The organism is Massilia sp. 2TAF26 (assembly GCF_052115005.1).
Taxonomy (GTDB): domain Bacteria; phylum Pseudomonadota; class Gammaproteobacteria; order Burkholderiales; family Burkholderiaceae_D; genus Telluria.
Genome location: NZ_JBFRFV010000004.1, coordinates 33505 through 48107, shown reverse-complemented (window position 1 = coordinate 48107; position 14603 = coordinate 33505). Strand labels below are relative to the sequence as shown.

The following is a 14603-nucleotide window of genomic DNA, read 5'->3' as shown; positions in this document are numbered from 1 at the left end:
TTGTCAAACCGCTCCCGAAAGAGCGGTAGCGAGTACAAATTACTCGGCAGCGGCTTCGGCCGTAGCGGCACCACGCGGCACCGACGAGGTGGCGATGGTCTGGTCTTTGCCGTGAGCAACCACGGTCACGCCTTCCGGCAGGGTCAGGTCGGACACGTGGACCGATGCGCCGGTTTCCAGCTTGCTCAGGTCGACGGTGATGAATTCCGGCAGTTTGCCCGGCAGGCAGGACACTTCCAGTTCGTTCAGCACGTGCGACACGATGGCGCCGCCCAGCTTGACTGCCGGCGAGATCTCGGCGTTGACGAAGTGCAGGGCGACCTTGGTGTGGATCTTTTGCGAAGCATCGACGCGCTGGAAGTCGACGTGCAGGACCAGTTGCTTGTATGCGTGCATCTGGAAGTCACGCAGCAGCACTTGCTGAGCCTTGCCATCCAGTTCCAGGTCCAGAACGGCACCGTGGAAAGCTTCTTTCTTGAGCGCGTGGAACAACGCGTTGCCGTCAACGGCGATCAGTTCCGGGGCAGCGGCGCCACCGTAGATGATGCCAGGGGTCTGGCCAGCGTTGCGCAGGCGGCGGCTCGCTCCGGTACCTTGCTGTTCGCGTTTGAATGCGACTACTTTCATGTGAAACTCCAAAAATAAATGGGCACGAATGCCGGAAAGCTCCGGCCCGGTTGCCCGAATTGTGAACACCCCCGCGACCAGGAGTGTCCGTGGAATGAGCGCATTGCTACGCACTCAAGAAATCGACAACGCATGGACGTGGGCACGGGTGCCCACGTTCTTATTCTCTTAGTCGACGAACAGCGAAATGACCGAGTCACCCTTCACGATACGCTTGAAGGTTTCGGCCAGCAGCGGCGCGCTGGTCAGTTGACGGATCTTGCTGCAAGCCTGGCCTGCCGGGCTCAGCGGGATCGTGTCGGTGACGACCAGTTCGTCCAGCGGCGAATTCGCGATACGCTCGATGGCCGGGCCGGACAGGACCGGGTGCGTGCAGTACGCCACGACTTTCTTGGCGCCACGCTCTTTCAGGACTTCGGCGGCCTTGCACAGGGTGCCCGCGGTGTCGACCATGTCATCCATGATCACGCAGTTACGGCCCTGGACTTCACCGATGATGTTCATGACTTCCGATACGTTCGCCTTCGGGCGGCGCTTGTCGATGATCGCCAGGTCGCAGCCGAGGCGCTTTGCCAGCGCACGCGCGCGCACCACGCCGCCGACGTCCGGCGACACGACCAGCAGGTCGTCGTAGTTGCGCTTCTGCAGGTCGCCCAGCAGGATCGGCGATGCGTAGATGTTGTCGACCGGGATGTCGAAGAAGCCCTGGATCTGGTCGGCGTGCAGATCCATGATCAGCACACGTTCCACGCCAGCTTCCTGCAGCATGTTGGCGACGACCTTGGCCGAGATCGCAACACGCGCCGAGCGCGGGCGACGGTCCTGGCGGGCATAGCCGAAGTAGGGAATCGCCGCGGTGATGCGGCCTGCCGATGCGCGCTTGAGAGCGTCGACCATCAGCATGATTTCCATCAGGTTGTCATTGGTGGGAGCGCAGGTCGATTGCAGAACGAAGACGTCCTTGCCACGAACGTTCTCGTTGATTTCGACCATTACTTCGCCATCGGAGAACTTCGAGACCACGGCCTTGCCAAGCGGGATGCCGAGGTTTTTTGCGACCCCTTCTGCTAGCGCCGGATTGGCATTGCCGGTAAAAACCATCAGGTTTTCGTAAGCCATGGGGAGTCCCAGAAGAGTAAGCGTTGAAAGAAACTGAAAAGACGTTAATGCAAGAAGATTAACGCTTGGACTACAAAAAAAATGGGCCGCTCTAGGCGGCTCCCACTTCCATTGCCTGCTGGAGCACTAGTCATCCACAGCTCAGGCAAAATCTTTGGCAGGGGAACAAGGATTCGAACCTTGGTATGCCGGAATCAAAATCCGGTGCCTTAACCAGCTTGGCGATTCCCCTACACTGAAACTTGTACTGCTTTTGCTTCTTATCACCGCTTTAGCTTGTTGCCGTTGCGCTGACAGGCAAAATTTTATTCTACAACTCGTTGATTTGCAAGAGCGATTTCATCGGATGTTTCGTTAGCGAACTTGCTTTCCACGCTGTCCACTTCGCCGGTACCTGCTTCAGCACCTGCTCTGCTTCTTGCTCTGTGGAAAACGCGCTGAACACGCACGCTCCGGAGCCAGTCATCCTGGCCGCCCCATGACCGCTCAACCATTCGACCGCCTCTGCTACCGGCGGGAACAGGCGAATTGCCACGTCCTGCAAATCATTTTTCCCGAACCCCGCTGAATCTTTCGATTCGGCTTGATGCCCTAGGAAGTCCGCTATTCTGACGGGTTTAGTGTTTCTTGTCAAATCGGGCGCCGTAAAAATTGCCGCAGTGGGCACAGAAACACCCGGCTCGATCACCACATACCAGCAATCCGGCCCCGGCACCGCCTGCAGCGCCTCCCCTACTCCCTCGGCAAACGCGGTCTCGCCGAACAGGAAGAAAGGAATGTCGGCGCCCAGCGGCAGGCCGATCGCCATCAGTTCCGCATCGCTCAGGCCGGCCTGCCACAAATGATTCGCGGCCATCAGCGCGGTGGCGGCGTCCGACGATCCGCCACCCAGCCCGCCGCCCATCGGCAGGCGCTTGTCGATGCGCACGCTGATGCCGGGCGGCAGCCTGCCGTGGCGGCGCTGAAACTCGGCCTGCAGCGCGCGCAGGGCACGCACGATCAAATCCTGCTCTTCCGGCACGCCGGGCACGTCGTTGACGCGCACGATGCGGTCGTCGGCGCGCAGGTCGAAGTCGAGGGTGTCGCTTTTATCGATCAGCTGGAACACCGATTGCAGCAGGTGATAGCCGTCCGGGCGGCGGCCGGTCACGTGCAGGAACAGGTTGAGCTTGGCTGGCGCGGGGCAGCCGTGCAGGGAAGACAGCGCCATCTCAGCTTTCCGGGAAGATCGTGATGCTGATCGACAGGTCGCCGCTATCGGCGGTGGCGCCGCGGTTCGCCTGGATGAGCTTGGGCAGTGGCGCGCCGTTTGGGCCCGGCTTGTCCTGCCACTCGGCAAAGCGCAGGTTCCAGCCATCGCGCGTGAACACATTGTTGTTGGCCGGCGATGCCACGAAGCGTTTGCCCTGGGCATCCGTGGCATAGCCTTGCAGCCAGTCGCGCAGGCCGGCCACCGGCAGGGAATAACCGAGCGCCTGCCGGGTCAGCGTGTCGATGTCCTTTTCCGTGCGCGGTTCGCGCTTGGGCTGGGTCAGCGTGGCAGAGTCCGGCGTAACGCTGATCTCGGCAACGGTCTGGCCGAAGGGGTCGAACATCGATACCTCGACGTGCCCCGGACGCTGGGTCCAGCTGAATTTGCCGCCGACCCGGTTCGTCTCGTTATTGTTCTGGTAGGTCACCGCGATCTTGCCGTTCAGGTCGATGGTGTCGCGGTAGGCGGCGACCGAGGCGGTGGACAGATTGGCGGTGGAGGTGGCGCAGCCGGCCAAGGTGAAGGCGATGGTGGCGGCTGCTAGCAGGCGAAATGGAAACTTGATCGGCATCGGTACGAACTTGGGTCCCCGCCTGCGCGGGGACGACGTTAATAAAAGCTGGCGAATTGATGAAATATTATTTCAAAAATAGCCATTTTTTGAAAGATTCTGTCAGAGCGATGCGCGCAAGCGGGTCAGCGTGCTTTTGAGCGCATCGTTCTTCGGATCCTTGGCCCGCGCCTCGCGCCACAGCTTGCGCGCATCGTCGTGCTGGCCCTTCTTCCACAGGACCTCGCCCAGGTGGACGGCGATCTCCGGATCGTTGCGCAGCGCGTAGGCCTTGCGCAGCTGGGCTTCGGCCTCGTCCAGCTTGCCCATGCGGTATTGCACCCAGCCCATGCTGTCCATGATGAAGGGATCGCTCGGCGCCATCTTCTGGGCCTTGTCGATCAGCTGGTAGGCTTCCTTCAGGCGCACGTTGCGCTCCGCCAGCGAATAGCCGAGGGCGTTGTACGCATGCTGGTTGTCGGGCGCCTTGGCGATCACCTGGCGCAGCGCTTTCTCCATTACCGCGGGCTTGCCCATCTTCTCGGCCATCAGGGCGTAGTCGTAAAGGAAATCCGTGTTTTCCGGGAAGCGCTTGAGGCCCTGCTCCATCAGTTTGAAGGCTTCCTGGTTCTTGCCGGCATCGCGCAGCAGCTGGGCTTCGACCAGCAGGACCTGGGCCTGCTCGGCCGGCTCCGCGGGCTTGAGCGTACCCAGCAGCTTCCGGGCGCCGGCCAGGTCGCCCTGCTTGGCGGTCAGCTGGGCGCGGCGCAGGTCGGAGCCGAACTGGAGCTTCGGGTCGTTCGTGTCGAGGCGGTCGAGCCAGGCCAGCGCGCCCGGGATGTCGCCGCGGTCCTCGGCCAGCTGGGACAGGATCAGCACGGCCTTGGTCGGGTCGCGCTCCTCTTCCGGGGCCTTTTCCATGACGTCGACGAAGCGCGTGAAGTACTGCTCGGCGCCCTGGTTGTCGTTCATCTGCATCGACAGGATGCCGAGCGCGTACAGGGTGCCTGGATTGTTCGGCTGGGCCTTGTCGAGCGCCAGGAATTCGCTGCGCGCGGCCTCGTACTGCTTGGCGTTGACCAGTATGCGGGCGTAGGCGGTGCGCACTTCCCTGGCGTCCGGATGGGTGGCCAGGAAGTCGGCCAGCACCTTCGCCGACTGTTCGTCGCCCTCCGTCACCTGGGCCAGGGTCAGGACGGCGATCTCGGAATCCGGCTTGATCTGCAGCGCGGCGCGGGCTTCGCGCAAGGCATCTTCCTTGGCGCCGCGCGCCAGGGCGGACTGGGCCAGCACCACGTGGGTTTCCATCATGTTGCCGTAGGGCGCGACCAGGCGATCGAGCATGGCGATGGCGGCGTCCTTGTCCTTGGCGCGCATCACCAGCTGCTGCATCTGGAACATCATCAGGCCGCGGGCGCCCGGGGTGGCGTCGGCAAGGCGCTGCTTCAGCACATTTTCCGCTTCGGAGAGGTTGTCGGACAGGACCACCAGCCCCAGATAGTACTGGTTGGCCTCGTCGGAGTTGGGTGCGTACTGGCGCCACAGCTTCACCGCGGCGAGGGCGTCGTCGGGCTGCTTGGCCGACAGCGCCATCTCGGCGGCGCGCTTGGCCAGGCGCGGATCCCTGGTCTGCTGGGCCAGGCTCATCAGCGTGAGGTAGGGCCCCTGCCAGTCGCCCTTCTTGTATGCCAGCTCGGCACCCATGAGCTGGGACATCATCTGGGGCGTCATCGTCACATTCGGCAGTTGCTCGTCCCCCTGCTGGGCGCTGTCCTGGGCCGGCTCGCCGGCGGCGGCGCGGCGTTGCGCCTCGGCGGCGGCGAGCGGCTGGTCGGAATGGTCGGCCTGGCTGGCCGGCTGCTGCTTGGGCGCCACAGCGCATGCAGACAGCAGGGCCGAGAGGGTTACAATGGCGAAAGTGTTTTTCAAGGTCGATCCCGCATCAACAAGATGGACCGATTCTACGCTTAACGCCTGCCGCGCGTGCGCCGTTGCAACACGAATTTACATACTTTTCCACTGTTCTTCCCTGCATCTTTCCCTGATATGCCCGAACTCCCGGAAGTAGAAGTCACTCGGCGCGGCGTCGCTCCGCACCTGGAAGGCCGTGTCGTCGAACAGGTCGTGCTGCGGCGCGAAGGCCTGCGCTGGCCGTTTCCGCCGAACCTGGACGCGCTGCTGGCAGGACGCGAAATCCTGTCGACCAGCCGCCGCGGCAAGTATTTGCTGATCCATTTCGAGCACGGCACCCTGATCATCCACCTCGGCATGTCCGGCCACCTGCGGGTGCTGCCGGAGGGGGTCGAGCTGAAAAAACACGACCATGTCGACCTGATCGTCCGAGAGAAAAATGCGGGCCCCGAAGGCCGGCGCGTGCTGCGCCTGCACGATCCGCGCCGCTTCGGCGCCGTGCTCTGGCACGGCAACGACGACGGCGAACTCGAGCAGCACATCCTGCTGCGCGGCCTGGGCGTCGAACCGCTCGAGGACGGCTTCTCGGGCGCCCTGCTCCACCGCGAGACGAGGCGCCGCAACGCGCCCATCAAGCAGGTGCTGCTGGCCGGCGACATCGTGGTCGGCGTCGGCAATATCTACGCCTGCGAGAGCCTGTTCCGCGCCGGCATCAATCCGAAGACGGCGGCGTCGCGCATCAGCCGCGCCCGCTATGACAAGCTGGCCGAGGCCATCCGCGAGATCCTTGCCGCCGCGATTGTGCAGGGTGGCAGTACCCTGCGTGACTTTATTGCAGTAAATGGGCAGTCCGGATATTTCCAGCAGACATATTTCGTCTATGATCGTGCAGGAGTGCCTTGCAGAAACTGTGGCGCGCCCGTGCGCCAGATCGTCCAAGGCCAGCGGTCGACGTTCTACTGCGCGACCTGCCAGAAGTAAGCCAAAGATAGGCGGCACAACAATGCAAGATATTCAACAATACGGGGCCTGGCGCGCCAGTGTCGCCGAGGCGCTGGAACGCTACCGCGGCTGGGTGCAAGCGGCCGAACTGCTGGACGGCGCGGCCGAACAGCGGCTGGCGCGGGCCCTGGCCCGGGTGCGCGACGACCGCCTGTCGGTGGCCTTCGTGGCCGAATTCTCGCGCGGTAAATCGGAGCTGATCAATGCGATCTTCTTTGCCGACTACGGCCAGCGCATCGTGCCGTCCAGTCCCGGCCGCACCACCATGTGCCCGACCGAGCTGGCATGGGATCCGCAGCTGCCGGCCTGCATCCGCCTGCTGCCGATCGAGACCCGCGCCGGGCGCCTGGCCACCAGCGACTACCGCGAGGATCCCGCCGCCTGGACCGTGCTGCCGCTCGAGCTCGAATCGCCCGAGCGCATGATCGAGACCTTCCGCCAGGTCAGCCTGACGCGCCGCGTGAGCGTCACCGATGCGCGCAGCTACGGCCTCTACGATCCGGAAGACCCCGATCTGGCTGGTGCCCTCGGCGACGATGGCCTGGTCGAGATCCCGCAATGGCGGCATGCGCTGATCAACTTCCCGCATCCGCTGCTCAAGCAGGGCCTGGTCATCCTCGACACGCCGGGCCTGAACGCGATCGGCACCGAGCCGGAACTGACCCTCAACCTGATCCCGAACGCGCACGCGGTGCTGTTCATCCTGGCCGCCGAGACCGGCGTGACGAAGAGCGACATCGAAGTCTGGCGCACCCACATCGGCGCCGGCCCGGGGCGTATCGTCGTGCTGAACAAGATCGACGCCCTGTGGGACGAGCTGCGCACGGAAGCGGAGAACGAGGCCGCGATCGCGCGCCAGCAGGCCGGCGCGGCCCAGCTGCTCGGCCTCGAAACATCCCGGGTGTTCCCGGTATCGGCCCAGAAGGGCCTGGTCGGGCGCGTCAACCAGGACATGGCGCTGTTCGAGAAGAGCCGCATCGGGCTGCTGGAATCGGCCCTGTTCAACGAACTCATTCCGGCGCGCCAGGACATCCTGCGCCGCCAGCTGCGCGAAGACATGGACGCCATCACGGCCGGCCAGCAGGCGCTGCTGGGGGCGCGCATCCGCGACCTGGTCGAGCAGCTGCAGGAGCTGCAAAGCCTGCGCGGCAAGAACCAGGGCGTGATCGCCCACATGATGCGCCGCGTCGAGATGGAGAAAAAGGAATTCGACGCCAGCCTGTTCAAGCTGCAGGGCACGCGCGCCGTGTTCGCGACCCTGTCGACGGAGCTGTACAGCAGCATCGGCATGGACGTGCTGCAGGAGCAGGTCGATGCGGTGCGCTCCGCGATGGAAGGCGTGCTGTTCGCCACCGGCATGCGCGCGCCGGTACGGACCTTCTTCGACGAGGCGCGCGCCAGGCTGGACGCCTCCACCGCCAAGATCGGCGAGATCGGCGCGATGATGGAGACCATGTACCGCCGCTTCTCGGCCGAACACGGCCTGGCGCTGGCGATGCCGATGCCCCTGTCGCTGGCGCGCTACCGCAGCGAAGTCGACGCCGTCGAAGCGATCTGGCAGAAGCAGTCCGGCACCGCGACCCTGCTGATCACCAGCCGCGGCACGATGCTGGAGCGCTTCGTCGACACCATCGCCGCGCGCGTCAAACACACGTTCCGCGCCGCGAATGCCGATGTCGAGGCCTGGCTGAAGGTGATCATGGCGCCGCTGGAAGCGCAGATCCGCCAGCACCGCGAACAGCTGCGGCACCGGCAATCGTCGATCCAGCGCATCCACGACGCCACCGAAAGCCTGGAACAGAAGATCGCCGCCTTCGAATCGGCCCAGCAGGCACTCGAGCAGGTCAAGACGAAATTGTCCGCACTGACGGGCGCGGTGACGCAGGTGCTGGAGGCTTCGCAGGACGCGGCGCCGGCATCGGCATCGCAGGTTTTGGAAATAGCATGAAACGATTGACCGAATTTGATTTGAGCGCGCTGGAAGACCCCGGCTTTTCACGCGCCGTGATCGACTGGCAGCGCCAGCACGGCCGCCACGCCCTGCCCTGGCAGAACACGCGCGACGCCTACCGCATCTGGCTGTCCGAGATCATGCTGCAGCAGACCCAGGTGGCCGCGGTGCTGGGCTATTACGCGCGTTTCCTGGAGCGCTTCCCGACCGTGCAGGCGCTGGCCGACGCCCCCGTCGACGAGGTGATGGCGTATTGGGCGGGCCTGGGCTACTACACCCGGGCGCGCAACCTGCACGCCTGCGCGCGCCGCGTGGTCGCCGAGTATGGCGGCGTGTTCCCGTCCGATCCGGCGCTGCTGGCCGACCTGCCCGGCATCGGGCGCTCGACCGCCGCCGCCATCTCCGCGTTTTCCAGCGGTACGCGGGCCGCGATCCTGGACGGGAACGTCAAGCGCGTGTTCGCGCGCGTGTTCGGCATCGACCAGTATCCCGGCCTGAAGCCGGTCGAAGACGCCTTGTGGCGCCGTGCCGAGGCGCTGCTGCCCGAAGGTGGCGAGGGGATCGAATCCTATACCCAGGGCCTGATGGACCTGGGCGCGACCCTGTGCACGCGCTCGAAACCCGACTGCGGCCGCTGTCCGCTGCAGGATCGCTGCGTGGCCCACGCCCTGAGGCGCACCGCCGAACTGCCGGTGCGCAAACCGAAAAAGGCGACGCCGGAAAAGCGCGCGCAGATGCTGGTCGTGATCGACCGCGGCCAGGTGCTGCTCGAGCAGCGGCCCGGCACCGGGATCTGGGGCGGCCTGCTGTCGCTGCCGGAAGTCGACGGGCATGTGGCGCTGGATGAGGACGAAGAACTCGACCGGGGCGCGGCGTCGGAGGCGGCCGCCAGGTTCGGCATGGTCGACGAGACGGAAACGCTGCTGCCGCTGGAACACGGCTTCACGCACTACAAGCTGCACATCCACCCCTACCGGATCGGGCTGGCGTCGCGCGCCGAGCTCCCTGCTAGCCACGTGTGGTGGGACCTGGCCCGAATCGAAGAAGCCGCACTGCCGGCACCCATCAAGAAACTGCTGGGCCAGCTCGGCCAGCCCTCCCTGTTCGGCTGAACAAATTCGGGGTCAGAGCACTTTTCTGGGCAACGTCCTGCTGCCATCTTTTTAGGCAGATTGCGCAAGCCCACCACGAGAGCCGCCAGCTTGGCCCTGATGGTGTTGAGCGCGAGGAATTGTTCGAAAAAGTGCTCTGACCCCGAATTTGGGCCGAAGAGTGCTCTGACCCCGAATTTTTACAACTCATCCAGAGAGAAAATCCGCTTGTGTTCGCGGATCGCGTAGCGGTCCGTCATGCCCGCGATGTAGTCGGCGATCTTGCGGGCCTGCTTCATGGTGTCGCCGGATGCTACCTGGTAGTCGAAGGGGAGCAGCACCGGGTCCGTCATGAAGGCGTCGAAGAGTTCGCGCACGATGCGGCTGGCTTTCACGCGCATGCGGTTGACCTTGTAGTGGCGGTAGAGGTTGGCGTACAGGAAGCGTTTCAGGGCCGTGGTCTCTTCGCGCATCTTCGGCGAGAAGCGGACCAGGGGCGGTCCGGCGCGCACCTCGTCGATGCTCTTCGGGGCCGCCTCGAGCAGCAGTGCCGCCGAGGTCTCGACCAGGTCGGCCGTCATCGCCGTGATCATCAGGCGGATCGTCTCGTACAGCTCGCGCCGGCCCGGCAGGCCGGGGTACTGCTGCACGACCTGGTGGTGCAGGCGCGCGAACAGTTCCACCTCTTCCATCTGCTTCATGGTCAGCAGGCCGGAGCGCAGGCCGTCGTCGATGTCGTGGTTGTTGTACGCGATCTCGTCGGCCAGGTTGGCCAGCTGGGCTTCCAGGCTGGGCTGGTGCCTGTCGATGAAGCGCTGGCCGAGTTCCCCCAGCTGGCGCGCATTCGTCAGCGAGCAGTGCTTCAGGATGCCTTCGCGCGTTTCGAAGGTCAGGTTCAGGCCGTCGAAGGCGCCGTAGTGCTCCTCGAGGTGGTCGACCACGCGCAGGCTCTGCAGATTGTGCTCGAAGCCGCCATGGTCCTTCATGCATTCGTTCAGCACGTCCTGGCCGACGTGGCCGAAGGGCGTGTGGCCGAGGTCGTGGGCCAGCGAGACCGCTTCGACCAGGTCCTCGTTCAGGCGCAGGCTGCGCGCCAAGGTGCGCGCGATCTGGGCGACTTCGATCGAGTGGGTCAGGCGGGTGCGGAACAGGTCGCCCTCGTGGTTCAGGAAGACCTGGGTCTTGTATTCCAGCCGGCGGAAGGCGGTGGAGTGGATGATGCGGTCGCGGTCGCGCTGGAATTCGCTGCGCGAGCCGGCCGCGGGTTCGGGATGGCGACGCCCACGGGACTTCGACGAGTGCGCCGCATAGGGTGCCAGGTGGGCGTCGAAATCGATCATCCCCGCCCTCTCCCGACAGTCGCGACGTTGGCGTCCAGGGTCGCCAGCAGCTGCTCGCGCGGCGCCCCGGTGATGCTCGGGCTGCCCAGGGGTTTCAGCAGGATGAACTTGATGGCGCCGCCCTCGTTCTTCTTGTCGACTTCCATCAGCTCGATCCAGCGATCGGCGCCCAGGTCCGGCGCTTCGACCGGCAGCCCGGCCGCCTTCACCAGCCGGCGCACGCGCAGGGCTTCGTCGGCGCCCAGCAGGCCAAGGCGGTGCGAGAGGTCGGCCGCCATCACCATGCCGCAGCCGACCGCCTCGCCGTGCAGCCACGCGCCGTAGCCGAGGCCGTTCTCGATCGCGTGGCCGAAGGTGTGGCCGAAGTTCAGCACCGCGCGCAGGCCGCCTTCGCGTTCGTCGCGGCGGACCACGTCGGCCTTGATCTCGCAGGAGCGCAGGATGGCGTGGGCCAGCGCGGCCGGATCGCGCGCGACCAGCTTGCCGATATTCGCCTCGATCCACTCGAAGAAGGACAGGTCGAGGATGGCGCCATGCTTGATCACCTCGGCCAGGCCGGCCGACAGTTCCCTGGCCGGCAGGGTGTCGAGAGTGGCGGTGTCGGCAATCACGGCGCGCGGCTGGTAGAAGGCGCCGATCATGTTCTTGCCGAGCGGGTGGTTGATGCCGGTCTTGCCGCCGACCGAGGAATCGACCTGGGACAGCAGGGTGGTCGGGATCTGCACGAAGGGCACGCCGCGCATATAGCTGGCGGCCGCGTAACCGGTCAGGTCGCCGATCACGCCGCCGCCCAGCGCCACCAGGGTGGTCTTGCGGTCGCATTTGTTGGCCAGCAGGGCGTCGAACACCAGGTTCAGGCTCTGCCAGTTTTTATATTCCTCGCCGTCCGGCAGCACGATGGTGACGATGTCGCGTCCGCTCGCGCGCAGCGGCGCCGCCACCTTTTCCAGGTACAGCGGCGCGATCGTGGTGTTGGTGACGATCGCGACTTTTCCGCCGGCGCCGCTGCTTGTGCCGATATAGCGGGTCAGCAGTTCGCTGTCCTCTAAAAGTCCGCGTCCGATCAGGATCGGATAGCTGCGTTCGCCCAGGTCGACGTTAAGGGTAGTAAAGGCTTGTTCGTTCATGTGTGTGCGTGCCTTGGTCCGCTGGCGCGCCGCATCCAGCGCGGCCAGCTGGTCCAGTATTGTCTGAACCATCGATTGTACGTTAGGCCGGCCGGTGTCGATGACGAGGTCGGCGATCTCGCGGTACAGGGGTTCGCGCTGGGCGGTCAGGTCTTCCAGTTTCTTGCGCGGATCGGCGGTCTGCAGCAGCGGACGGTTCTTGTCGTGCGAGGTGCGCGCCAGGATGCTGTTGACGCTGGCCCGCAGGTAGATCACGGTGCCGCGCTCGGACAGCAGGCGCCGGCTGTCCGGATTCAGCACCGCGCCGCCGCCGGTGGCGAGCACCAGGCCGCTGCCGGCCGTCAGTTCGCGGATCATGTCGGCTTCGCGCCGGCGGAAGCTGGGCTCGCCTTCGATCTCGAAGATCCAGGGCACCGAGGCGCCGGTGCGGGCTTCGATCTCATGGTCCGAATCGACGAAGTGCATGCCCAGCCGGCGCGCCAGCATGCGCCCGATGGTCGTCTTGCCGGCGCCCATCAGGCCGACGAGGAAGATGTTGTTGTTCTTGCAGTGAGGCACTATTCTCGATCGCTCAAAAAGCAAACGGCCAGGATAACCTGGCCGCCGCGTGATTCGTTCAGTTGCTACCGGTTTCAGTGCATTGTATTACGGGCAGGTGAACGTGAGTTTAAAAGGAATGGTCGTTACCGTATTGAACGGCGCCGGCGTGGTGACGGTGACGTTGAACGAGGACTGTACGGTGGTCGTGCAGTTGGTCGGATTCGAGCCCGAAATACTGAAGGTGTGGGTCGAGCCCTGGTTGCCGCCGACCGCGATCCCGCTCGGATCGTCCACGTTGCTGCTGCTATGCGGCGCGATGTTCGGCACGGTGGCCGGCTGGACCGCCGCCGCGTTACCGTTGAGCATGCTCGTGATCGCCACCGTACTGCCTGCCGGCAAGGGGTTGAAGTTCACGTCATTGAACTGCAGCTGGAACACCTTGGTGGCGCTGGCGCTGATCGATCCGAGGTCATTCGGCGTCAGTGCATTGAACGAGACCCTGCTGCCGTTCATGAAGGTGTTGATGGCCGTGCCGCCGCTGAAGAACACCGCGGTCCGCGCAGTCAGGAAGTTGGTGCCGTCGGTGGTGCTGGCGCAGATCGTCGCCAGGCCGGCACGGGTGCTGTCGGGCGTGATGCTGTTGCATGCCGTGGCCGGCACGCCGGGGGTGGCGGTGAACGGCGCCTGGGCGCGCAGCGGCACCGCGCAAGTGCCGTTGGTGGTGTTGCAGCCGCCCTTGTCGGACGTGCCGATGATGCCCAGGTTGGTCTGGAAGACCACCGGGGTACCGTCCGGCACCGGGTTGGAGAAGGCGTCGCCCAGGCTGACCGAGACCGTGGCGGCCGGATTGGTCGGCGAACTCTGGACATTCCAGCCTTCGAAATTGAACTTGTCGGTCGCGATCGAGAACGCGCGCTGCACCGGCTTGCCGGTGGTCACGACGATCGAGTCCGACAGGGTCGAGATATCCGGATTGCCGTTGGCGCCCGTGTTCGGCAAGGTGGCGCGCACCTTGAACGAGGTGGCGGTCGAGCCCGAATTCACGGTGGTCACGACGTTGCCGCTGGCGTCGGTGGTATCGCTGAGCTTGTTGATCGTGACGTCGGCAGTGTCCGGGTAACGCTGGAAGGTGACCTGCTGGCCGGCCAGCGGGTTGCCGAAGGTATCGACCACCTTGAAGGTGAGCAGCGCGGTTTCGGTACGGTTGATGCCGCCCTGCCCCTGGACCACCAGCGACTGGCTGGTCGGCGATGCCGATGCGAACTGCACGGAGGCCGCGCGCGGCGGCGCGATCGTCAGCGACAGCGTGGACTGGGTGGAGATGCCGTCCGCCGACACGGTGATCACATCGCTGGTGCCGCAGCCCTTGTCGCGGTAGACGGTCTTGGCGACGCCGTTGTTGGTCGCCACGGTGGCGGCCAGGGTCGCCTTGCCCTTGTCGGCACAGTCCGACCTGAAGCTCACGTTGACCGGCTGCGCGGTGTAGGCGGCGCCGCCGCTCATCACGCTCACCGACAGGTCGGTCGATTCGTAGGCCTGGATGGAGGCGGAGGAAGCGCTCAGGGCGCCGAAGGACAGCGCGGTGGCGCCGACCGAGAAGTTGGAGTTGCCCGTCACGGCGCTGCCGGCCACGGTGCTGGTGGCGGTGACGGTGCCGGCGCCGCCCGAGGCTGCGCTGGCGGGACGCATGGTGACGCTGGCGACGCCGTTCACGTCGGTCAGCGCGGTGCCCGACGAGGGCGAGAATACCGCCAGGCTATTGTCGGTGGCGAAGGTGACGATCGCGTTCGGCACCGGCTTCTTGTTTGCGTCGAGCACGGTCGCCTTGACCGTCAGCGGGGTCGCGCTCGACAGGGCGTTCGATGCGGCGCCGCCGGCGCCGGTAAAGCCCACGCTCACGCTCGGGCTGGCGGTCACGGTGGTGCCGCCGGTGCCGGTGCCGCCGCTGCCGCTGCCGGTGGAACCGCTGCCGCCGCCGGTCACGGCGCCAGGACTGCCGCCGCCACCGCCGCAGGCGCTCAGTACCAGCGCCATCAGCAGCGCGGTGGCGACGGGCGCGCCGCGGCGCGCGATGTTGGTATTGCTCATGTCTG

At 65.2% G+C, this 14603-nt stretch carries 11 protein-coding genes and 1 tRNA gene; 3 read left to right on the top strand and 9 right to left on the bottom strand.

The annotated features are described in order from the left end of the window. Window positions 1-39 precede the first annotated feature (39 nt). From AB4Z32_RS05375 to AB4Z32_RS05350, 6 genes are all read right to left on the bottom strand, one after another. Window positions 40-627, bottom strand: a complete 588-nt coding sequence (locus AB4Z32_RS05375; protein ID WP_441934889.1) for a 50S ribosomal protein L25/general stress protein Ctc — start codon at window positions 625-627, stop codon at window positions 40-42. Between the two features lie 168 nt (window positions 628-795). Beyond that, entirely contained in the window at window positions 796-1746 is a 951-nt protein-coding gene (locus AB4Z32_RS05370; protein WP_441934888.1) for a ribose-phosphate pyrophosphokinase, read from the bottom strand. Between the two features lie 155 nt (window positions 1747-1901). Then, a tRNA-Gln gene (locus tag AB4Z32_RS05365) sits at window positions 1902-1978 on the bottom strand. A gap of 78 nt (window positions 1979-2056) precedes the next feature. After that, on the bottom strand, window positions 2057-2956 hold the full coding sequence (ispE, locus tag AB4Z32_RS05360; protein WP_441934887.1) for a 4-(cytidine 5'-diphospho)-2-C-methyl-D-erythritol kinase: 900 nt from the start codon (window positions 2954-2956) through the stop codon (window positions 2057-2059). Window position 2957: 1 nt separating this feature from the next. Then, on the bottom strand, window positions 2958-3569 hold the full coding sequence (locus AB4Z32_RS05355; protein WP_441934886.1) for an outer membrane lipoprotein LolB: 612 nt from the start codon (window positions 3567-3569) through the stop codon (window positions 2958-2960). 102 nt (window positions 3570-3671) lie between these two features. Continuing rightward, window positions 3672-5477 (bottom strand): tetratricopeptide repeat protein, encoded by a 1806-nt coding sequence (locus AB4Z32_RS05350; protein WP_441934885.1) that lies wholly within the window; start codon window positions 5475-5477, stop codon window positions 3672-3674. 117 nt (window positions 5478-5594) lie between these two features. Here AB4Z32_RS05350 and mutM point away from each other — a divergent pair, with 117 nt between their 5' ends. From mutM to mutY, 3 genes are read left to right on the top strand one after another with little or no spacing between them, the layout of a single operon-like run. Further along, on the top strand, window positions 5595-6440 hold the full coding sequence (gene mutM, locus AB4Z32_RS05345) for a bifunctional DNA-formamidopyrimidine glycosylase/DNA-(apurinic or apyrimidinic site) lyase (RefSeq protein ID WP_441934884.1): 846 nt from the start codon (window positions 5595-5597) through the stop codon (window positions 6438-6440). Window positions 6441-6462: 22 nt separating this feature from the next. After that, window positions 6463-8409 carry a dynamin family protein gene (locus tag AB4Z32_RS05340; RefSeq protein WP_441934883.1) on the top strand — a complete coding sequence of 649 codons (1947 nt, stop codon included), beginning with the start codon at window positions 6463-6465 and terminating at the stop codon, window positions 8407-8409. Further along, window positions 8406-9524, top strand: a complete 1119-nt coding sequence (gene mutY, locus AB4Z32_RS05335; RefSeq protein WP_441934882.1) for an A/G-specific adenine glycosylase — start codon at window positions 8406-8408, stop codon at window positions 9522-9524. Before AB4Z32_RS05340 ends, mutY begins: the two co-directional genes overlap by 4 nt. A gap of 179 nt (window positions 9525-9703) precedes the next feature. On the opposite strand, the gene AB4Z32_RS05330 is transcribed toward mutY, so the two are convergent. The 3 genes from AB4Z32_RS05330 to AB4Z32_RS05320 all read right to left on the bottom strand — a co-directional run bounded on the left by AB4Z32_RS05330 (window position 9704) and on the right by AB4Z32_RS05320 (window position 14598). Then, window positions 9704-10843: a deoxyguanosinetriphosphate triphosphohydrolase gene (locus AB4Z32_RS05330; protein ID WP_441934881.1), complete on the bottom strand. Its 1140-nt coding sequence runs from the start codon at window positions 10841-10843 to the stop codon at window positions 9704-9706. Next, window positions 10840-12528, bottom strand: a complete 1689-nt coding sequence (gene aroKB / locus AB4Z32_RS05325) for a bifunctional shikimate kinase/3-dehydroquinate synthase AroKB (protein ID WP_441934880.1) — start codon at window positions 12526-12528, stop codon at window positions 10840-10842. The genes AB4Z32_RS05330 and aroKB overlap by 4 nt, the downstream gene beginning before the upstream one ends. An 87-nt stretch (window positions 12529-12615) precedes the next feature. Continuing rightward, complete coding sequence (locus AB4Z32_RS05320; protein ID WP_441934879.1) at window positions 12616-14598, bottom strand: Ig-like domain-containing protein; 1983 nt, start codon at window positions 14596-14598, stop codon at window positions 12616-12618. Window positions 14599-14603: the final 5 nt, after the last annotated feature.